This window comes from Bradyrhizobium sp. RD5-C2 (assembly GCF_019972155.1).
Classification (GTDB): Bacteria; Pseudomonadota; Alphaproteobacteria; order Rhizobiales; family Xanthobacteraceae; genus Bradyrhizobium.
Map to the genome: position 1 here is coordinate 22,719 of NZ_BOVL01000017.1, position 20,272 is coordinate 42,990.

General features: G+C 65.5%; 22 protein-coding genes. 20 read left to right on the forward strand and 2 right to left on the reverse strand.

Annotated features, from left to right (window positions below; translation table 11 throughout):
• From BraRD5C2_RS20125 to BraRD5C2_RS20165, 9 genes are all read left to right on the forward strand, one after another.
• Positions 1–450 (forward strand): helix-turn-helix domain-containing protein (locus BraRD5C2_RS20125; protein ID WP_223970671.1); only part of this gene is annotated, 450 nt, incomplete at its 5' end.
• A gap of 169 nt (positions 451–619) precedes the next feature.
• On the forward strand, positions 620–1,744 hold the full coding sequence (locus tag BraRD5C2_RS20130) for a maleylacetate reductase (protein WP_223970672.1): 1,125 nt from the start codon (positions 620–622) through the stop codon (positions 1,742–1,744).
• A 25-nt stretch (positions 1,745–1,769) separates the two neighbouring features.
• Positions 1,770–2,672 (forward strand): intradiol ring-cleavage dioxygenase, encoded by a 903-nt coding sequence (locus BraRD5C2_RS20135; protein WP_223970673.1) that lies wholly within the window; start codon positions 1,770–1,772, stop codon positions 2,670–2,672.
• 35 nt (positions 2,673–2,707) lie between these two features.
• Positions 2,708–4,498, forward strand: a complete 1,791-nt coding sequence (locus BraRD5C2_RS20140; RefSeq protein WP_223970674.1) for an FAD-dependent oxidoreductase — start codon at positions 2,708–2,710, stop codon at positions 4,496–4,498.
• A gap of 80 nt (positions 4,499–4,578) precedes the next feature.
• A complete protein-coding gene (locus BraRD5C2_RS20145; protein WP_374708026.1) occupies positions 4,579–5,904 on the forward strand; it encodes an ABC transporter substrate-binding protein in 1,326 nt (441 codons plus the stop codon).
• An 85-nt stretch (positions 5,905–5,989) separates the two neighbouring features.
• Positions 5,990–6,703 carry an ABC transporter ATP-binding protein gene (locus BraRD5C2_RS20150; protein ID WP_223970675.1) on the forward strand — a complete coding sequence of 238 codons (714 nt, stop codon included), beginning with the start codon at positions 5,990–5,992 and terminating at the stop codon, positions 6,701–6,703.
• Entirely contained in the window at positions 6,700–7,404 is a 705-nt protein-coding gene (locus BraRD5C2_RS20155) for an ABC transporter ATP-binding protein (protein WP_223970676.1), read from the forward strand. The genes BraRD5C2_RS20150 and BraRD5C2_RS20155 overlap by 4 nt, the downstream gene beginning before the upstream one ends.
• A 7-nt stretch (positions 7,405–7,411) precedes the next feature.
• Positions 7,412–8,278 (forward strand): branched-chain amino acid ABC transporter permease, encoded by an 867-nt coding sequence (locus BraRD5C2_RS20160; protein ID WP_223970678.1) that lies wholly within the window; start codon positions 7,412–7,414, stop codon positions 8,276–8,278.
• A complete protein-coding gene (locus BraRD5C2_RS20165; protein ID WP_223970679.1) occupies positions 8,275–9,369 on the forward strand; it encodes a branched-chain amino acid ABC transporter permease in 1,095 nt (364 codons plus the stop codon). Before BraRD5C2_RS20160 ends, BraRD5C2_RS20165 begins: the two co-directional genes overlap by 4 nt.
• Positions 9,370–9,520: 151 nt before the next feature.
• Here BraRD5C2_RS20165 and BraRD5C2_RS20170 read toward each other — a convergent pair whose 3' ends face one another.
• Positions 9,521–9,916 carry a nuclear transport factor 2 family protein gene (locus BraRD5C2_RS20170; RefSeq protein ID WP_223970779.1) on the reverse strand — a complete coding sequence of 132 codons (396 nt, stop codon included), beginning with the start codon at positions 9,914–9,916 and terminating at the stop codon, positions 9,521–9,523.
• Between the two features lie 189 nt (positions 9,917–10,105).
• A complete protein-coding gene (locus tag BraRD5C2_RS20175) occupies positions 10,106–11,026 on the reverse strand; it encodes an alpha/beta fold hydrolase (RefSeq protein WP_223970680.1) in 921 nt (306 codons plus the stop codon).
• Positions 11,027–11,207: 181 nt separating this feature from the next.
• On the opposite strand from BraRD5C2_RS20175, the gene BraRD5C2_RS20180 reads away from it, so the two are divergent.
• The 11 genes from BraRD5C2_RS20180 to paaD all read left to right on the forward strand — a co-directional run bounded on the left by BraRD5C2_RS20180 (position 11,208) and on the right by paaD (position 20,270).
• Positions 11,208–11,591 carry a hypothetical protein gene (locus BraRD5C2_RS20180; protein WP_223970681.1) on the forward strand — a complete coding sequence of 128 codons (384 nt, stop codon included), beginning with the start codon at positions 11,208–11,210 and terminating at the stop codon, positions 11,589–11,591.
• Positions 11,588–12,670, forward strand: a complete 1,083-nt coding sequence (locus BraRD5C2_RS20185; protein ID WP_223970682.1) for a PHA/PHB synthase family protein — start codon at positions 11,588–11,590, stop codon at positions 12,668–12,670. Before BraRD5C2_RS20180 ends, BraRD5C2_RS20185 begins: the two co-directional genes overlap by 4 nt.
• Positions 12,667–13,263: a GNAT family N-acetyltransferase gene (locus BraRD5C2_RS20190; protein WP_223970683.1), complete on the forward strand. Its 597-nt coding sequence runs from the start codon at positions 12,667–12,669 to the stop codon at positions 13,261–13,263. Before BraRD5C2_RS20185 ends, BraRD5C2_RS20190 begins: the two co-directional genes overlap by 4 nt.
• Before the next feature lie 181 nt (positions 13,264–13,444).
• Positions 13,445–13,921, forward strand: a complete 477-nt coding sequence (locus BraRD5C2_RS20195) for a phasin (RefSeq protein ID WP_223970684.1) — start codon at positions 13,445–13,447, stop codon at positions 13,919–13,921.
• Positions 13,922–14,142: 221 nt separating this feature from the next.
• Positions 14,143–15,426 carry a DUF445 domain-containing protein gene (locus BraRD5C2_RS20200; protein ID WP_223970686.1) on the forward strand — a complete coding sequence of 428 codons (1,284 nt, stop codon included), beginning with the start codon at positions 14,143–14,145 and terminating at the stop codon, positions 15,424–15,426.
• Between the two features lie 204 nt (positions 15,427–15,630).
• Positions 15,631–16,401, forward strand: coding sequence for an esterase/lipase family protein (locus BraRD5C2_RS20205; protein ID WP_223970688.1), 771 nt, complete (start codon positions 15,631–15,633; stop codon positions 16,399–16,401).
• Positions 16,402–16,612: 211 nt separating this feature from the next.
• Positions 16,613–17,482, forward strand: coding sequence for a phenylacetic acid degradation operon negative regulatory protein PaaX (gene paaX, locus BraRD5C2_RS20210; protein ID WP_223970690.1), 870 nt, complete (start codon positions 16,613–16,615; stop codon positions 17,480–17,482).
• A 76-nt stretch (positions 17,483–17,558) separates the two neighbouring features.
• Positions 17,559–18,551 (forward strand): 1,2-phenylacetyl-CoA epoxidase subunit PaaA, encoded by a 993-nt coding sequence (gene paaA / locus BraRD5C2_RS20215; protein WP_223970692.1) that lies wholly within the window; start codon positions 17,559–17,561, stop codon positions 18,549–18,551.
• Between the two features lie 13 nt (positions 18,552–18,564).
• On the forward strand, positions 18,565–18,852 hold the full coding sequence (paaB, locus tag BraRD5C2_RS20220) for a 1,2-phenylacetyl-CoA epoxidase subunit PaaB (protein ID WP_223970694.1): 288 nt from the start codon (positions 18,565–18,567) through the stop codon (positions 18,850–18,852).
• A 144-nt stretch (positions 18,853–18,996) separates the two neighbouring features.
• Positions 18,997–19,773, forward strand: a complete 777-nt coding sequence (gene paaC, locus BraRD5C2_RS20225; RefSeq protein ID WP_223970696.1) for a 1,2-phenylacetyl-CoA epoxidase subunit PaaC — start codon at positions 18,997–18,999, stop codon at positions 19,771–19,773.
• Positions 19,767–20,270 (forward strand): 1,2-phenylacetyl-CoA epoxidase subunit PaaD, encoded by a 504-nt coding sequence (gene paaD / locus BraRD5C2_RS20230; protein ID WP_223970698.1) that lies wholly within the window; start codon positions 19,767–19,769, stop codon positions 20,268–20,270. The genes paaC and paaD overlap by 7 nt, the downstream gene beginning before the upstream one ends.
• The last annotated feature ends 2 nt before the right edge of the window (positions 20,271–20,272 follow it).

A 20,272-nucleotide genomic window follows, 5' to 3' on the forward strand; every position in this document is an offset into this window, starting at 1 on the left:
GACACCATCACCAGCGGCCTGCCGGCCTCGTCGCTGTTCGTCGATCCGATCGCGCAGGCGATCGCCAATCGCTTCGTCGCAATCAATTTCCACAAGCCGAGCGTGGAGGCCGGCAAGCATCCGAACCTGCTCAGCAACCGGCAGATGGCCCGGATCCGCGAATTCGTCGACACCAACCTGGATACCGATATCCGGCTCGACCAGCTGGCAGAACTATGCGGCCGCAGCACCGAATATTTCGTGCGCCTGTTCAAGGCGACCAGCGGCATCTCGCCCTACCAGTACGTGCTCAATCTGCGCATCGAGCGCGCCCGGGCGCTGCTCGCCGACGAGACGCAAAGCCTCGCCGACATCGCGCTGGCCTGCGGCTTCTCCCATCAGGAGCATTTCACCCGCATGTTCCGCCGCTTCACCGGCGTGACGCCGGGGCGATACCGGCGCAGCCACTAGCGCCCGGCCGGCGGTTCGGACGGGCGCCGACGCTAGCCCAAGCCTGCGGATGATTTTTCCGGTTTCGTGCAGATTTTCTCCGGTTTCGTGCAGGCCCGCCGGGGCCGCCGGCCGCTAGCTTTCTCCCAACAAGACGAGACTGCCGGTTCGCCGGCTTGGGAGAAATGCCATGAGCATCGCAGTGCCTGATGCCGTACGCCCGCCCATCGTGGCGGCCGGAGATGCCGGCAGCGGCACATTTGCCTATTGCTCGCAGCAATATCGCGTGGTGTTCGGCGCCGGCACCTCGGCGCGGCTTGGCGAGGAGAGCGAGCGCCTTGGCATCAAGCGGGCGCTGGTGCTGACCACAAGCGAGCAGCAGCACCTCGGGCGACGGCTCGGCGCAGGCCTCGGCGACCGGCTCGCAGGGCTGTTTGCCGGCGCACGCATGCATACGCCGGTCGAGGTCACCAACGAGGCGCTTCGCATCGTCGAGTCCCGCGACATCGACGGGCTCGTCGCCATCGGCGGCGGCTCGACGGTCGGGCTCGGCAAGGCGCTGTCGCTGCGCACGGGGCTGCCGCACATCGCGATGCCGACCACCTATGCCGGCTCCGAAATGACGCCGATCCTTGGCGAAACCAGCAACGGCATCAAGACCACGCAGCATTCCCAGGACCTGGTGCCGGACACCGTCATCTACGACGTCGATCTCACTGTGAGCCTGCCGCCGCACATCTCCGCCGCCAGCGGCATGAATGCGATCGCCCACGCCGTCGAGGCGCTCTATGCGCCCGACGCCAATCCGCTGACCTCGTTGATGGCGGAGGAAGGTATCGCCGCGCTCGCGCGCGCGCTGCCGCGCATCATGGCGGCGCCGGCCGATGCCGGAGCGCGGCGCGACGCGCTCTACGGCGCCTGGCTGTGCGGCGTCTGCCTCGGCGCGGTCGGGATGTCGCTGCACCACAAGCTCTGCCACGTGCTGGGCGGCATGTTCAACCTGCCGCATGCCGAAACCCACGCGATCGTGCTGCCGCACGCCGCCGCTTACAACGCCGCCGCGGCGCCGGAAGCGATGAGCCGTGTCGCACGAGCGTTGCACAGCGCCAACGCCCCGCAGGGCCTGTTTGATCTTGCCCGGCAGCTCGCGTTGCCGCGCCGGCTCTCCGACATCGGGATGCCCGAGGACGGCATCGCGCGCGCTGCCGAGATGGCGGTGCGCAATCCCTATGCCAACCCAAGACCCGTGGAGCGCGTCGCAATCCAGGACCTGATCGCGGCAGCCTGGCGCGGCGATGCGCCCGTGCAGCACTGACATCTCCAAATCAAAGGACAACACGATGGCCAATTTCAACGAGCACGACCTCACCGACGAGGTGATCAGCAGCTTCGCCAACACGCCGAACACGCGGCTCAAGTTCCTCATCGAGGAGACGGTCAAGTCGCTGCACGATCTGGTGCGTCGCACCGAGCTCACTTTCGAGGAATGGAATCAGGCGATCGAATTCCTGACCCGCACCGGCCAGACCTGCACCCCGCTGCGCCAGGAATTCATCCTGCTCTCCGACGTGCTCGGCGTTTCGATGCTGGTCGACGCGGTCAATCACCGTGAGCGCGAGGGCGCCACCGAGACCACGGTGCTCGGCCCGTTCTATGTCGGCGAGCACCGCGTCACGCCGCACGGCGCCAACATCTCGGAAGGCATCGACGGCGAAGTGATGTTCGTGCAGAGCCGCGTCACCGACCTCGCCGGAAAACCGCTCGCCGGTGCCGAGATCGATGTCTGGCACGCTGACGACGATGGCTTCTACGATTCGCAGAAGGCGGACTATGCGGCGCAGGGCCCGTCGCTGCGAGCACGCTTCGTCACCGATGCCGACGGCCGCTTCTCGTTCCGCACCATCCTGCCGTGCAGCTATCCGATCCCGACCGATGGTCCGGTCGGCGATCTGATCACCGCGACGAAACGTCATCCGATGCGGCCGGCGCATGTGCACTTCCTGGTCAAGGCCGAGGGTTACGAGCCGTTGATCACCCACGTCTTCCTCGATGGCGACGAATATCTGCGCAGCGACGTGGTGTTCGGCGTCAAGGACGAACTGATTGCACGCGTCGAGCCGCGCAATGAGCCGGCGCTGCCGAACGGCGAGCGCGTCTCCGGCCCGTGGCACCTGATGTCCTACGACTTCCAGATGCGGCCCGGCGCAGGCCTGGTGCCGCAGCCGATGATGGCCGCGGAATAGCGATCGCAACCAACAAGACGACGGAGGAGACGACCATGACCAGCAAACCGATCGAGACCGACGTCCTTGTCGTCGGCAGCGGCCCGGCCGGCGCGACGGCGGCGGCGCTGCTCGGCATGTATGGCGTCAAGCACATCCTGGTGACGAAATATGGCTGGCTGGCGGACACGCCGCGCGCCCACATCACCAACCAGCGCGCGATGGAGGTCCTGCGCGACCTCGGCCTCGAGGAGAAGGCCGTGGCGCAGGCGGTGCCGCAGCATTTGATGGCCAATAACGTGTTCTGCGAGAGCCTCGCCGGCGAGGAGTTCGGCCGGCTGTATTCCTGGGGCAACCATCCCTCGCGCAAGGCGGATTACGATCTCGCCAGCCCCGCGCGCATCTGCGACCTGCCGCAGAACTTCCTCGAGCCGATCCTGATCGAGGCCGCCGGCCAGCGCGGCACCTCGCTGTGCTTCAACACCGAGTTCATCGACCTGGTGCAGGATGCCGACGGTGTCACGGCCACGGTGAAGGATCGTCTGTCCGGCGAGACCTATCAGATCCGCGCCAAATACCTGATCGGCGCCGACGGTGGCCGCAGCCGGGTTGCCGAAGTGATCGGGCTGCCGATGGAGGGCCAGATGGGCCGCGCCGGCAGCATGAACATCATCGTGCAGGCGGATTTGAGCAAGTACGTCGCGCACCGGCCGAGCGTGCTGTACTGGGTGCTGCAGCCCGGAGCCGAGATCGGCGGCATCGGTGCCGGCCTGATCCGAATGGTGCGGCCGTGGAGCGAATGGCTGATCATCTGGGGCTACGACATCGAGCAGGGCGAGCGCAAGCTCTCTGATGACGAGGCGATCTCGATCGTGCGCAATCTGGTCGGCGACGAGACGCTCGAGGTCAAGGTGCGCTCTACCTCGACCTGGACCGTGAACGAGATGTATGCCGGCCACTACGCGTCGGGCCGCGTGTTCTGCGTCGGCGACGCCGTGCACCGCCATCCGCCGACCAACGGCCTCGGCTCCAACACCTCGATCCAGGATTCCTTCAATCTGTGCTGGAAGCTGAAGCTGGTGCTCGAAGGTCACGCGGCACCGTCGCTGCTCGAAACCTATTCGGCCGAGCGCCAGCCGGTCGGCAAGCAGATCGTGACCCGCGCCAACAAGAGCATCGGCGACTTCCCGCCGATCTTCGAGGCGGTGGGCCTCGTCGCCTCGACCGATCCGGCCGAAGCACGCAAGGCGATCGCCGCGCGCAAGGCGCCGACCGCCGAGGGCAAGGCGCGCCGCAAGAAGCTCTATGAGGCCATCGCCAACAAGAGCTACGAGTTCAACTGTCACGGCGTCGAGATGAACCAGCGCTACGGCTCGACCGCCGTGGTGTCCGACGGCACGCCGATGCCGGCGTTCACCCGCGACCACGAGCTCTATTATCAGGCCACCACCTGGCCCGGTGCGCATTTGCCGCATGTCTGGGTCGAGCATCAGGGCGAGCGGAAGTCGACGCTCGATCTCACCGGCAAGGGCCGTTTCACGCTGCTCACCGGAATCGGCGGCGACGGCTGGAAGGCGGCTGCCGCCGCGGTCGAGAAGGCCTACGGCCTGCCGGTCGACGTCGTCACCATCGGCCCGCAAGGCTGCGATGCGCTCGACATCTATGCGGACTGGTATCGCCAGAGCGAGGTCGACGAGGACGGCTGCGTGCTGGTGCGTCCCGACATGTACGTCGCCTGGCGCGCCCGGGAGGCGGCGGCTGACGCCTCCGATGTGCTGCGCGATGTGTTCGGCCAAATCCTCGGCCGCAGCGCGAAGGCGCAGACGAAGTCCGTCGCCGCCGCGTGATGCGGCGCGACGCCGGCAATTTTTCAGAACGGAATGAACGGCAGCCGGCTTGAAACCGGCTTGCCTCAAGGGAGGGGAAAATGACCAAAGACCATTTGAACGTCATGTCTTTCGATCGCCGCCGTGTGCTGCAGGGCATCGCCGGCGGTTTCGCCGCCGCAGGCACGACGACGTTGCTCGCGCCGGCCGTGCGCGCGGCCAACAAGCCGATCAAGATCGGCTATGTCTCGCCCAAGAGCGGACCATTGGCTGCCTTCGCCGAAGCCGACGATTTCGTGCTCGGCGAATTCCGAAAATTCATCAAGGATGGCGTCAAGGTCGGATCGCAGACCTATCCGGTCGAGGTGGTGACGAAAGACAGCCAGTCGAATCCGAACCGCGCCGCTGAAGTCGCCAAGGAACTGATCACACGCGACAATGTCAGCCTGATCGTGGTCGGCGCCACCCCCGAGACCAACAACCCCGTGGCGACGCAGTGCGAACTCGAGCAGGTGCCGTGCATCTCGACTGTCGCACCGTGGCAGACCAATTTCATCGGGCGGCAGGCCAATCCGGGCGATCCGAAGAGCTGGAAGCCGTTCGACTACACCTTCCACTATTTCTGGGGCCTCGAGGACGTGATCGGCGTCTTCACCAGCATGTGGAGCCAGGTCGCAACGAACAAGTCGGTCGGCGCGCTGTTTCCGAACGATGCCGACGGCAATGCCTGGGGCGACACCACGATCGGCTTCCCGCCGGTCATGGCCAAGCAAGGCTTCAAGCTGACCGATCCCGGCCGCTTCCAGAATCTCACCGATGATTTCAGCTCGCAGATCGCCGCATTTCGAGGGGCCGATGCCGAGATCATCACCGGCGTGATCATCCCGCCGGACTTCACCACGTTCTGGAACCAGGCGCGGCAGAAGGGGCTGAAGCCGAAAGTCGTCTCGGTCGCCAAGGCGCTATTGTTCCCGGCGTCGGTGCAGGCGCTCGGCAAGGGCGGCAACAACATCTCGACCGAGGTGTGGTGGACGCCGACGCATCCCTACAAATCGAGTCTCAGCGGCGTCAGCGCAGCCGATCTCGCCAAGGGATATGAGCAGGCCTCCGGCAAGCAATGGACCCAGCCGATCGGCTTCGTGCATTCGCTGTTCGAGGTCGCGATCGATGCGATCAAGCGCTCCGGCGATCCGGCCGATGGCGCGGCGCTGGCGAAAGCGATCGGCGCCACCAAGCTCGACACCATCGTGGGCCAGGTCGCGTTCGGCTCCAGCGCGGTGCCGCCGTTCGCGGCGAAGAACATCGCCAAGACGCCGCTGGTCGGCGGCCAATGGCGGCTCAACGGCGACAAGTACAGCATGGTGATCACGGACAACAAGCTGGCGCCGCAGATCCCGCTCGGCGGCGACATGCAGGCGCTGAGCTAGCAAGCGCGTTCCGGACGAATTGTTCATCGGAGATGCGCGGGCCACCCGCGCATCTCCTCGAAGCAAATGGATGCGGTGAGCGACCATGCTCGAACTCCATGCCGTCTCGAAGAGGTTCGGCGCCATCGTCGTTGCCGACGCGATCGATCTGACGCTGTCCTCCGGCGAGGCGCTGGGCGTGATCGGGCCGAACGGCGCCGGCAAATCGACGCTGTTCAACCTGATCACCGGACTGCTGCGGCCGGATGCCGGCCGCATCGTCCTCGATGGCGTCGACATCACGGCTCTCTCGCCCGAGGCACGCTGCCGCGCCGGCATCGGACGCTCGTTCCAGATCCCGCAACCGTTCGATCACCTCTCGGTGTTCGAGAACCTTGCGGTCGCCGCCCAATTCGGCGGCGGCCTCTCGGAGGCCGATGCGATCCAGCATTGCGGCCGCATGCTTGATCTGACCGGCCTCGAGGCCAAGGCCAATCGACTGGCGGGAAGCCTGCCGCTGCTCGATCGCAAGCGGCTCGAGCTGGCGCGGGCGCTCGCCACCAGGCCGCGCACGCTGCTGCTCGACGAGATTGCAGGCGGCCTCACCGATGCCGAATGTCATGAACTGGTCGAGACAATCCGCACCATCCATGCCGAGGGTGTCGGCATCATCTGGATCGAGCATGTGGTGCATGCGCTGCTCGCGGTGGTGCAGCGGCTGGTCGTGCTGAACTTCGGCAAGGTGGTCGCGCAGGGCGTGCCATCGGAGGTGATGCGCTCGCGCGAGGTCGAGACCATCTACATGGGTGTGCCGGCATGACCGCGCTGCTCAATGTCTCCGCGCTCGATGCGTTCTACGGCGACTTCCAGGCGCTGTTCGGCATCGATTTCGAACTGGCGGAGGGCGAGGCGGTCGCGGTGATCGGCGCCAACGGCGCCGGCAAGTCGACCATGCTGAAGTCGCTGGCCGGGCTCGTGAAGAACCGTTCCGATGCCATCCGCCTCGGCGGGCGGGCGATCGGTGATGCATCCGCCGCCAGCATAGTGCGGCTCGGCCTTGCGCTGGTCCCCGAGGGCCGTCAGCTGTTTCCCTCGCTCAGTGTCGAGGAGAACCTGTTGATCGGAGCCTACGGCGGCGAACGAACAACTCCGTGGGATCTCGCTGCGGTCTACAGGATGTTCCCGGTGCTGAAGGAGCGGCGGCGCGGTGCCGTCACGGCGCTGTCGGGCGGTCAGCAGCAGATGGTGGCGATCGGGCGCGCGCTGATGTCCAACCCACAGGTCCTGCTGTGCGACGAGATCAGCCTCGGCCTCGCGCCGATCGTGGTGGAGGACATCTACCGCATGCTGCCGCAGATCCGCTCGGGCGGCACCGCGGTCGTGCTGGTCGAGCAGGACATCGCCCGCGCGCTGCGGGCCGCCGATCGCTTCTACTGCTTGCAGGAGGGTCGGGTGACGCTGAGCGGACGGCCCAAGGATGTGGATCAGGACACGATCCGCGCGGCCTATTTCGGAGCATGAGGGCGCCATGAGCGGGTTCGACACCATCATCGAGGGCGTGCTGCTCGGCGGCGTCTACGCTCTGTTCGCGCTCGGCCTGTCGCTGATCTTCGGCATCATGCGCCTCGTCAATCTGGCGCATGGCGACCTGATCCTGCTCGCGGCCTATCTGGTGCTGAGCGCGACCACGGCGCTCGGTCTGCCGCTTGCGGCCGCAGCCCTGCTGGTGGTCGTAACAATGTTCGTGCTCGGCTTCGTGTTGCAGCGGCTGGTGCTGGAGCGCGTGCTCGGCGACGACATCCTGCCGCCGCTGCTCGTCACCTTCGGCATGTCGATCGTGATCCAGAACGGGTTGCTGCTCGGCTACGGCGCGGATAGCCGCCGGCTGCAGGCGGGCGCCTTCGAATCCTCGTCGGTGACGCTCGCACCTGGCCTGAGCGTCGGACTTGCGCCGCTGACCGCGCTGGTCACGGCGATCGCCGCCGTCGCGCTGTTGCAGCTGATCTTCTACCGCACCTCGCTCGGCCGCGCCTTCCGCGCCACCGCCGACAATCCGGCGATCGCGCAGTTGATGGGCGTCAACGAGCGCAATGTCTACGCGATCGCGGTCGGGCTCTCGCTCGCGGTGTCGGTGATCGCCGCTGTCGTGTTCGGCATCCGCGCCAGCTTCGATCCGTCGATCGGCCCGGCGCGGCTGCTCTATGCGTTCGAGGCCGTGATCATCGGCGGCCTCGGCAGCCTGTGGGGGACGCTGGCGGGCGGCATCGTGCTCGGGCTCGCCCAGGCGATCGGCGGGCGGATCAATCCGGAGTGGCAGATCCTGGCCGGCCATCTCGCCTTCCTTGCCGTGCTGATGGTGCGGCCGCGTGGGCTTTTCCCGGCGAGGCGGACATGAGCGTTGAAAGCATCCGCATCCCGGCACGACAAGAGGAGCGTGCGGTGGACGCGCCGGTGTGGCAAGTTCGGGTCGGCACGCGGCTGTCGCGCGTCGCTGCCGTGGCCGGCATCGCGCTGGTCGTGGTGCTTGCCGCGCTGCCCGCGTTCGCCTCGCGCAATCTGATCCAGGATCTGATCTTCGTCTTCACCATGCTGACGCTGGCGCAACTCTGGAACGTGCTGGCCGGGTGGGGCGGGCTGGTGTCGGTCGGGCAGCAGGCGTTTGTCGGGCTCGGCGCCTATGCGCTGTTTGCCGCCATCGTGATGGCCGGGCTCGATCCCGTTGCAGCGATCCCGCTGGCCGGGCTGTTCGCGGCGCTGGTCGCGGCGGTGCTCGGCCCGCTGCTGTTCCGGCTGGAGGGGCCGTATTTCGCGATCGGCAGCTGGGTTGCCGCCGAAGCGCTGCGGCTGATCTGCGCCCAGTTCAAGTCGCTCGGCGGCGGCACCGGGATGTCGATCTCGCCGAGCGAACTGTCACAGATGTTCGGGCTGAAGGCGGTGCAGGCACTGCTCGGATTGCGTCCGGCGGCCGCGCGCGACGTGCTGGTCTACTGGCTGGCGCTGCTGCTCGCCGTGCTGGTCACGCTCGGCATCTACGCCTTCATCCGCTCGCGCCATGGCCTCGCGCTGGCGGCAAGCCGCGACAACGCGGCCGCGGCGCGCAGCGTCGGCGTGCGCACCGCGCGGATTCGCCATCTGCTGTGGATCGCGGTCGCCTTCGCCACCGGCATGGTCGGCGCGGTGGTCTATTTGCAGAAGGCGCGCATCTCGCCTGACGCCGCCTTCAGCGTCACTGACTGGACCGCCTATGTGATCTTCATCGTCGTGATCGGCGGGGTGCGCACCATTGAGGGCCCGATGGTCGGCGTGCTGCTGCTATGGGGGCTCGTCACCTATCTCGCCCAGTATGGCAGCCTGTATCTCGTCGTGCTCGGCACGCTCGCCATCCTGATCATGCTGTTCATGCCGAGGGGCGTGTGGGGTGCCGCGGCGCGGCGCTGGCAGGTGCAGCTGTTCCCGACACAGCGATGGCTCGGCCGCAGTCGGTAGCTCCGGCTGCGCGATCCCACGTCCTCAACCCGTCACCCTGAGGAGCGCGCCCTTGCGCGCGTCTTAGGATGACGGGATTGACGGCGACGCGTCGTCTTTGGATTTCGCCAGGGCGACGTCGGACTTTTATCTCGCTATCGCCTGTGGAGCCTCAGAACATCGTGTTGCTGTTCGCCGGATTTTCCGGCACCGGCTGCACCACGTCCCAATGCTCGACGATCTTGCCGTCCTCGAGCTTGAAGATGTCGACGATCGCATTGCCGCGGGTGCCGGGCTCGCGCACCGCGTGGACGTGCAGGATCACGTAGTCGCCGTCGACGAACGAGCGCTTGATCTCGCTGTGCGAGTTCGGAAACTTCTCGCGCAGGAAGCCGATGAACTTGCGGAAGCCTTCGGGGCCATCGGCCGCGCCGGGATTGTGCTGCACATAGCGGTTGCCGACATAGGCGAGCGCCGCGTCGGCATCCTTCTGGTTCAGCCCCTTCTCGTAGAAGGCCAGCACCGCCTTGCGGTTGGCTTCCTGCTGCGCGTCGCTGGTGGCGGCCATCGCGGTGGACGACGCGAGCGCGAGCAAGAGAGCGGCGGCGGCTGTCCGCGGCCGGAGGATGGTCTTCATCTTGGAACTCCCGAGGCTGATGGCGCGCGACCTGCGCGGTGCATGGCGCTCTCTACAGCCTCCATGCCGTCCCCGGAAGAACGCACCCCCGGCTCACATGGTCACCGGAAGATACCTGCCTCACGCCGCCTTCACTGCCGCCCCATGCGCGTGCTTGTCGATGGCGTCGATGATCTGCGGCCACATCGGGATCGGCAATGCGTGCCCCATGCCCTCGACCATCAGGAGCTTTGCACCGGGGATCGAGACTGCGGTGTCCTTGCCGCCTTCGGGATGCACCAGCGGATCGACGGTGCCGTGGATCACCAGCGTCGGCGCCCTGACGCTGCGCAGCCGCTCCTTGCGGCTGCCGGAGGCGAGGATGGCGCGCAGCTGGCGGCCGACGCCCTCCGGATTGAGACCGCGCTCAAAGGTGCGCCGCGCGCGCTCGGGGTCGAGCGCCTCATCTTCAGGGAACGAGCCGTTGCGCAGCACCTTCCAGGTCTGGCCGAAGCGCACGAAGTACTCCTCCTTGCTCTTCGGCGGCGGCGCCATCAGCACCGCGGTCGCCTCGCGGGTCGGCCCCGGCACCTTCGGATTGCCGGTGGTCGACATGATCGAGGTCAGCGAGCGAACACGCTCGGGGAAGGTGATTGCAACCTCCTGCGCGATCATGCCCCCCATCGAAGCGCCGACCAGATGCGCGGTGCGGATGCCGAGCGTATCCATCAAGCCGATGGTGTCGCGCGCCATGTCGGCCAGCCGGTAGGGCGCTGCGACCGGGATCTTCAGGAAGCGCAGCTTGAGCAGCTCAAGCGCGGTCAGCCGCTTGCCGCCGCTCATTCGGGAGGATTTGCCGATATCCCTGTTGTCGAACCGGATCACGCGAAACCCGCGCGCCGCGAGCTGGCGGCAGAACTCGTCGTCCCAATGGATCATCTGGGCGCCGAGGCCCATGATCAGGAGCAGCGGCTCGGCGTTCGCATCGCCAAAAACCTCGTAGCAGATGTCGATGCCATTGGCGTGGGCGAGCTGCGGTGGCTGATGGGCGAGCGTGGTCACGGGCGTCCTCTCCTGGATTCGCGGTCAGGAACCTCCATGCTGCCACGGATTGACGCAGCGCAGAAGAGCGCCGATGTCGCCGGGCGCGCCGCGCAGTTGACCGATCAGCGGCAACAGTGTCGTATGGCACAAACAAACGGAAGCGCAGCAAGCGCTCGGAATTGGTGTGGAGGAGCGCCGCATGGCCGACAAGGGCAACGACCCTGCCGTGATCTGGCAGACGATGATTGGCGAGATGGAGAAGGGGTTCAACTCCTTCGGCAGTCAGTTGATGACCTCGCCTGAATTCTCGAAGGTGATGAATCAGGCCGGCAGCGCTGCGGCGGGTGCGCAGAAGCAGCTCGGCGAGCTGATGGAGAAATATCTGCTGGCGATGAACCTGCCGAGCCGGGCCCAGCTCGTCGGCATGGCCGAGCGTTTGCAGTCGATGGAGACCCAGCTCAACGAGATCAAGACGCTGCTGCAGCAGGTGCATCACAATTCGCTGGCACCGGATGACGGCCATGGCGCAACGCCGCGGCCGCCGCGCACCAGGCGCCCGCCATCGGAGGGAGACAGCAAATGAATGCTCCCACCGGGTTAGATTTCGCCTCGATTTCCGAGCGGGTCCAGTCCGAGGTGCAGCGCGCGATCCAGCGCAGCATCAAGGGCGTCGAGTATTTCTCGAGCTCCGGCCCCGAGCTCGGCTCGACGCCGAAGGACGTGCTGTATTCGCGCGGCACCATGAACCTCTATCACTACCGGCCGCAGTCCGACGAAGTCTATCGCGTGCCGGTCCTGATCGTGATGGCGACCACCAACCGCGGCTACATCCTCGATCTGGTGCCGGGGCAGAGCTTCATCGAGTTCCTGCTGAAGCGCGGCTTCGACGTCTACATGCTGGACTGGACCGCGCCGAAGCCCGAGGAGAAATCGCTGCGGATGGAGGACTACGTCCTCGACTTCATCCCGGAATCGGTCCGCCGGGTGCAGCAGGATTCCGGCGAGAAGGACGTCTCCGTGATCGGCTATTGCTTCGGCGGCGTGCTGTCGCTGCTCTATGGCTCGATCTTCAGCGACGGGCCGATGAAGAATTTGATCTGCTTCACCACGCCGATCGATTTCCGCGAGATGAAGCTGTTCTCGAATTTCGCCGACCGCCGCTATTTCGACGTCGACCGCCTGATCGACAGCACCGGCAACATGCCGCCCGAACTGATCCTGCAATCGTTCGACATGCTGCGGCCGGCCGCGCGCGTCGTCGGCCAGATCCAGCTCTGGGACAACATCTGGAACGACGAGTTCGTCAAGTCGTACCGGATGTTCGACCGTTGGGCGACCGACACGCTGCCGCTGGCCGGCGAATATTTCCGCGCCATCACCAAGGACCTGATGTGGGCCAACAAGCTCTACAACGACACCATGACGGTCGGCGGCCGCGCGGCGAAGCTTGCCGACATCAAGGTGCCGATCCTGCACGCGGTCGCCGAGCACGACCACATCGTGCCGTATGACGCGGCAAAGCACCTGATCACCAAGATCGGCTCCGAGGACAAGGAGGAGGTGATGCTGAAAGGCGGTCACGTCTCGCTGGTCGCCGGCGCCAATGCAATCAAGCGGCTGTGGCCGAAACTGGACACCTGGTTGAGCAAGAGATCGACATGACCGAGCAACGTTCCTATCCGCGCCACGTCAAGACCGAGGCGGGCGACATCGAGTTCCGGCTGATGAAGCGGGCCGACGAGGCCGCGGTGCTGGCCTTCGCGCAGAAACTGCCGACGCATGATCTGCTGTTCCTGCCGCGCAACATCAGCCAGCCGAAGGTGTTGTCGGCCTGGATCAACGAGATCGAGCGCGGCGACATCACGAGCCTGCTTGCGGTCAAGGACGGCAGAGTGGTCGGCTGCGGCACCTTGGTGCGCGATCCGCATTCCTGGTCGCCGCATGTCGGCGAGATCCGGATGGTGGTGTCGCTCGACGTGCGCGGGCAGGGGGTCGGCCGGGCGCTGTCGCAGGAGACGTTCGCTATTGCCCTTGGCGCCGGGCTGGAGAAGTTCTCGGTGCAGATGACAGTCGATCAGCGGGCGGCGATCGCGCTGTTCGAAAGCCTCGGCTTCAAGGCGGAGGCCCTGCTGCGCGACCATGTCCGCGACGTCGAGGGCAAGGCCCACGATATCGTCGTGCTCGGGCATAATGTGGCGCAAGTCCGGGCGCAGATGGAGGCCTACGGCGTCTCCGAGGCGGTTGGCGGTAATTAGAAACCGGTATCCGCCGGTTTGTTAGGCAATCTGCCGGATATTCATCTCGTTCACGCGCTCGTGATACCGCGCTGCAACATTGATGTTGCGGCGCACCATGGATTGTGACACAACAGCCTTGCCCCGGGCCAAACCGGACGGGGTGAGCCCATAGCTCAAACCTGAGGATGGAGAGACCCCAATGACCACCGAAACCAATTCCGTGCTGAACAGCGTCAAGGAAGCGTTCGCGCCCGTCACCGAGGCGTTCACCAAGCTCCAGAACATGGAAGTTCCGGAAGCCGCCCGTGAGTTCGTGAAGAAGCAGGCCGAGGCCGCCAAGACCCGCGCCGCCGACGCGTATGCCGGCTCCGAGAAGGTGACCAACGTGATCGAGACCGCCGTTGCCGGTTCGGTGACCGAAGCCGCCAAGATCAGCCGCAACATCCAGCAGGCGCTCTACCAGGACGCCGAGGCGTTCTTCGCCGGCATCGACAAGCTCGCTTCCGCCAAGTCGCTGAGCGAAGCTGCCCAGATCCAGTCGGACATGGTCCGTGCGCGTGGCGAACTGTTCGTCTCGCGGGCGAAGGCGACCACCGAGTATCTCGGCAAGCTCGTCACCGACGGTGCGAAGACCGCGCAGGACAACTTCTCGAAGGTCTACAGCAAGACCGCCTGATCGCGCTTGCACTGACCACTGCCCTTTTCGAAGGCCCGCCATTTTGCGGGCCTTCTTTTTTGCCGACGCTTCTCATAGATCGTTGACGTTGCGCCTGCTGTCATTGCGAGGAGCGGTAGCGACGAAGCAATCCACGCCTCCACGTGCGGTGGCATGGATTGCTTCGCTTCGCTCGCAATGACGGTTACATTGCCGCCAATGCGAGAACCACTTCGATCCCCATGACCCTTCCCGCCGCCCTCATCGCAATGCCCGTCGATGCCGAACGCGCCGCCGAGCTGCGGCGCGTGAAGTGGCTGGCGACCGGCGTGCTGGCGGCCACCCTCGTCATCTTCGTCGCAGCGAAGGCGCTGCTCCCGGTGCATCCCGCTTTCGGCTTCATCGCGGCATTTGCCGAGGCCGCGACCATCGGCGGGCTCGCCGATTGGTATGCCGTCGTTGCCCTGTTCAAGCGGCCGCTGGGGCTGCCGATCCCGCACACTGCGATCATCCAGAGCAACCAGGAACGGATCGCCGAGAAGCTCGGCGAGTTCATCGAGAACAATTTTCTGGAATCCGGCCCGGTCGAGGCCAAGCTGCGCGAGATCGATTTCGGCAGCTTCATCGCCGATTGGCTGCGCGACCGCAAACGTTCGGAGGATCTCGCCCGCTTCGTGCTGCGGATGCTGCCCGAAGCGTTTGCGGCGACCGAGAGCTCGGGCCTGATGCAGTTCATCAGCCGCCGCGTCACGACCCAGGTGCTCTCGATCGACCTCGCGCCGCTAGCGGCCGGCGCGCTGCGCGGCTTCGTGCAGGAGGGCAAGCATGGCGGCCTGCTCGACGACCTGCTGCGCGTGCTGCACCAGACGCTGACGCAGCAGGAGACCATGGCCGTGATCCGCGACAAGGTCCGCGCGGAGATGCCGACGCTCTTGAGGCTCTATCGCGCCGACAAGTTCGTGGTGAATCGGATCATCGCCTCCGCCACGAAATTCTTCGAGGAGGTGCGCAACGATCCGCAGCATCCGTTCCGCGGCGAGTTCGACCGCATGCTGCTGTCGTTCGTCGATCGGCTCGGCAGCGACAAGGCATTCGCCGATCGCATCGACGGTCTCAAGCGCGATCTGATGGCGCGGCCGGAGCTCGCCAATCTCGGGCGCACGATCTGGGCCAACGTCAAGGATTTCATCGAGCGCAGCGCCTCGGGTGAATCGCAGGTGCTGCAGCATCAGCTGGCACGGATGTTCGTCGAGGCCGGCGACGCGCTCGACGGCGACGCCGAGCTGCGCGCTGAAATCAACCAGGGCCTGGTCGCGATCCTGCGCTCGGTCGTTGCCGAACAGAAGAGCGGTGTCTCGACCTTCATCGCCGACCAGATGAAGAGCTGGGACATGGAGCAATTGATCGCGTTGATCGAGGTCAATGTAGGCAAGGACCTGCAATACATCCGCTTCAACGGCTCGTTGATCGGCGGGCTTGCGGGTTTGGCACTCTACACGCTGGAATATGTGCTGCGGCTGCTGTGACCGATTGGGCACGGAGGTCACTTAAGTTGTGGCAAGTGTGACCTGGGCCGCTTGCACCAAAGTGATCGGTTCCCTAGCTTTTCAAGGTTGATTGTTGCGTCGCGGAACGATTCCGCCGGGTTTGCGTCAATCCTGTTGACCCATTTCCGTTGATTCCATTGCCGGCCGCCGAGACGTCAGGGGCCGTGCCGAAGAGGAGTTGAAATGTCCGTTGCTGCGCAGACGCTACGCCCGCCGTCCAGGACACTAATGTTCCTGGAAGGCCGCGCCATTCACGAGCTCGGTGCCTTTCTTGGTGCATTGCCGCTGCTGAGCCTCGCGCCGCGCGGCGATGGGCATCCGGTGCTGGTGCTGCCCGGGCTGATTGCCTCCGACATGTCCACGCGCCCGCTGCGCGACTTCCTCAAGAGCAAGGGCTACGCCGTTAGCGGTTGGCGCCAGGGCCGCAACCTCGGGCTGCGCGCCGGCGTGCAGGACGGGATGGTCGATCTGCTGCAGGAGATGAATGAGACCAGCGGCCGCAAGGTCTCGGTGGTCGGCTGGAGCCTCGGCGGCCTCTACGCGCGCCAGCTCGCCAAGATGATGCCGGAGCGCGTGCGCCAGGTGATCACCCTCGGCAGCCCGTTTGCAGCTGGCCCGAAGGCGACCAACGCCTGGCGCGTCTACGAGATGGCCAGCGGTCGCCGTGCCGACGAAGAGGATGCGCGCTTCGGCGGCTCGCTCGCCAGCGCGCCGCCCGTGCCGACCACCGCGATCTTCAGCCGCACCGACGGCGTCTGCGCCTGGCAAGGTTGCCGCGAGCAGGCCTCGTCGATGACCGACAGCATCGAGGTCGAGAGCAGCCATTGCGGCATGGGCCATCACCCGGCCGTGGTCTACGCGGTGGCCGATCGCCTCGCGCAGAAGGACGGCGAGTGGGCGCCGTTCGATCGTAGCGGCTGGCGCAGCCTGGTCTATCCGGATCCTAATCGCTGACGCTTCTTTCTTGCCTCGCCCCGCTTGCGGGGAGAGGCCGGAGCGCATCGCAGATGCGATCCGGGTGAGGGGGAGTCTCCACGCACTCACCTCGATCCAATTTGCTGAGGCGGCCCCTCACCCCAACCCTCTCCCCGCAAGAGCGGGGCGAGGGAGCAGAGGGACCGCACTCGCATTGTCGTGAATCGACAAAACGCGCTATGCGTTGGGCATGCCACAGCCGCTTGCCCGCATTGTCGATCAGCTGAAGCGCGAGCCGTCACGCACCGGCTCGATCATCATCACCGTATTCGGCGATTCCATCGTGCCGCGCGGCGGCTCGGTGTGGCTCGGCACGCTGCTGGAATTCTTCAAGTCGCTCGATATCGACGGCAATGTGGTGCGCACCGCGATGTCGCGGCTTGCCGCCGACGGCTGGCTCGAGCGCAGCAAGGTCGGCCGCAACAGTTTCTACAGCTTGAATGCCAAGGGCCGGCAGACCTTCGACACCGCAACCCGGCACATCTACGATCCACCGCCGTCGGACTGGACCGGCCGCTTCGAACTGCTGCTGATCGGCAATGCCGAGGATCGCGACGCCGCGCGCGAGGCGTTGAAGAATGCCGGCTTCGGCAGTCCGCTGCCGGGCGTGTGGGTTGCGCCGTCGGGCGCGCCGATCCCCGATGAAGCATCGCGCGCGATCCGTCTCGAAGTGTCGGCCGAAGATGACAGCGGACGCCGGCTGCTCAGTGAGAGCTGGCCGCTCGATCGCACCGCGGACGCCTATCTGAAGTTCATGAAGACGTTCGAGCCGCTGCGCGGCTGGATCGTCAGGGGCGAGACGCTGAGCGATGCCGACGCCTTCACCGCGCGCATCCTGCTGATCCATCATTACCGCCGGGTCGTGCTGCGCGATCCGCTGCTGCCGTATCAGCTGCTGCCGAAGGATTGGCCGGGCAGGGCAGCGCGGAAACTCTGCGGCGAGATCTATCGCGGGCTGCTTCCGCCGTCGGAACAATGGCTTGACGACCATGCAACCAATGAGGACGGGCCGCTGCCGAAGCCCAACGGGGCCGTGGCGCGGCGCTTCGAGGGCGTCTGAATATATTACAAAAACTTCTTGTGTTTTGAAATTTGTGTTATATATTCCTGCCTAACAACACACTGGGAGGTCGGCCATGTATACGCAGGCGCTCAATTCATCCGATGGCGACGATCGCGGCGTCGAGGATGTCGCCCGTGCCAATCAGTTCCAGGCCCGCATCGATGCCGACGAGCGCATCGAGCCGAACGACTGGATGCCGGCGGCCTACCGCAAGACGCTGACCCGGCAGATTTCCCAGCACGCCCATTCCGAAATCGTCGGCATGCTGCCGGAGGGCAACTGGATCACCCGCGCGCCGTCGCTGCGCCGCAAGGCCGCGCTGCTCGCCAAGGTGCAGGACGAATGCGGCCACGGTCTCTATCTCTACGCCGCCGCCGAGACGCTCGGCACCTCGCGCGAGGAGCTGGTCGACGGCATGCTCTCGGGCAAGGCGAAATATTCCTCGATCTTCAATTACCCGACCCTGACCTGGGCCGACATCGGCACCATCGGCTGGCTGGTCGATGGCGCAGCGATCATGAACCAGATCCCGCTGTGCCGCTGCTCCTACGGCCCCTATGCGCGCGCGATGATCCGCGTCTGCAAGGAAGAGTCGTTCCATCAGCGCCAAGGTTTCGAGATCATGGTGACGCTGTGCCGCGGCACCGCGGAGCAGAAGGCGATGGCGCAGAACGCGCTCGATCGCTGGTGGTGGCCGGTGCTGATGATGTTCGGCCCGCCGGACCAGGTCAGCCAGCACAGCGACACCTCGACCAAGTGGAAGATCAAGCGCTTCTCCAACGACGAGCTGCGCCAGAAATTCATCGACGCCACCGTGCCGCAGGCCGAATTCCTCGGGCTCACGATCCCCGATCCCGGCATGAAGCAGAACGAGAACGGCAATTGGGAACACAGCCCGATCGACTGGGACGAGTTCAAGCAGGTGCTGGCCGGCAACGGCCCCTGCAACCGGGATCGCCTCGCCGCGCGCCGCAAGGCGCATGAGGAAGGCGCTTGGGTGCGCGAGGCCGCGATGGCCTATGCCGAGAAGCGCAAGAGCCGCCAGCGCGCGCAAGCCGCAGAATAAGGGAGCGTTAGAGATGGCCACGCCGAACGTTCCGCTCTGGGAAGTCTTCATCCGCAGCCGCAATGGGCTTGCGCACAAGCATGTCGGTTCGCTGCATGCGACGGACGCGACGCTTGCGCTACAGGCAGCGCGCGACATCTACACCCGCCGCGGCGAGGGGCTGTCGATCTGGGTGGTGCCCTCGAATGCGATCACCGCGTCCGATCCGGCCGAGAAGGGCATGATGTTCGAGCCGGCGGAAACCAAGATCTACCGCCACCCGACCTTCTACGACGTCCCCGACGAAGTCGGGCATATGTGAATTTCACCCGTCATGGTGAGGAGGCGCGCAGCGCCGTCTCGAACCATGACGCCCCGATCGTAACCGCGGCCATCCTTCGAGACGCCTGCTGCGCAGGCTCCTCAGGATGACGTCGAGCAAATGGATGCAGGTGGAATAGAGAACATGGCAACCGCCAACATCGAAGTTTCCGAAACGCCGCTGGTGCTCTATGCGCTGCGCCGTGCCGACGATGCACTGATCCTCGGCCATCGGCTGTCCGAATGGTGCGGCCATGCGCCCGCGATGGAAGAGGACATGGCGCTCGCCAACATGGGGCTCGACCTGCTCGGCCAGGCCCGCGAGCTCTACAGCTACGCGGCCAAGGTCGAGGGCAAGAACAACGACGAGGACAAGTTCGCCTATCTGCGCGACGTCAGACAGTACCGCAACCTGCTGCTGGTCGAGCAGCCGAACGGCGATTTCGCGCGCACCATGGTGCGGCAATTCTTCTACGCGGCATTCGCCGATCTCTACTGGCGCGCGATGATGGCCTCGTCCGATACCACGTTTGCTGCGATCGCGGCGAAGTCGGAGAAGGAGAGCGCCTATCATGTCAGGCATTCGTCGGAATGGATCGTTCGCCTCGGCGACGGCACTGAGGAGAGCCATCGCCGCGCGCAGGATGCGATCGACGATCTCTGGGCCTATACCGGCGAGATGTTTACGGTCGACGACGGCGAGCGCAGCCTGATCGATGCCGGCATCGCAATCGATCCTGCGACGCTCAAGCCGCGCTGGCTGAAGACCATCACCGGCATCGTCAACGAGGCGACGCTGGCGTTGCCGAAGAGCGATTGGATGCAGCAGGGCGGTCGCACCGGCAGCCATAGCGAGCATCTCGGTCATCTCCTCAGCGAATTGCAGTCGCTGCAGCGAACCTTCCCGGGGGCAACATGGTGACGGTTGCACTCAGCGATGCCGATCTGCGCCGGCGCGCCTGGAGCGCAGCTGCGCAGGTGGTCGATCCCGAAATCCCTGTTCTGACCATCGCCGATCTCGGCGTGCTGCGCGATGTCGCGGTCCACGACGGTCATGTCGAGGTCGCGATCACGCCGACCTATTCCGGCTGTCCGGCGATGAACATGATCGCGCTCGAGATCGAGCTCGCGCTGGAGCGCGAAGGCATTCATGGGCCGAAGGTCCGCACCGTGCTGTCGCCGGCCTGGACCACTGACTGGATGAGCGAGGACGGCCGCCGCAAGCTGAAGGAGTACGGCATTGCGCCGCCGCTGACGGGCTCCTCGCGCCGCGCGCTGTTCGGCGTGCAACAGGTCGCGTGCCCGCAATGCGGCTCGGGCGATACCGAACTGCTGTCCGAATTCGGCTCGACCTCCTGCAAGGCGCTGTGGCGTTGCAAGAGCTGCCGTGAACCCTTCGACTACTTCAAGTGTCATTGACC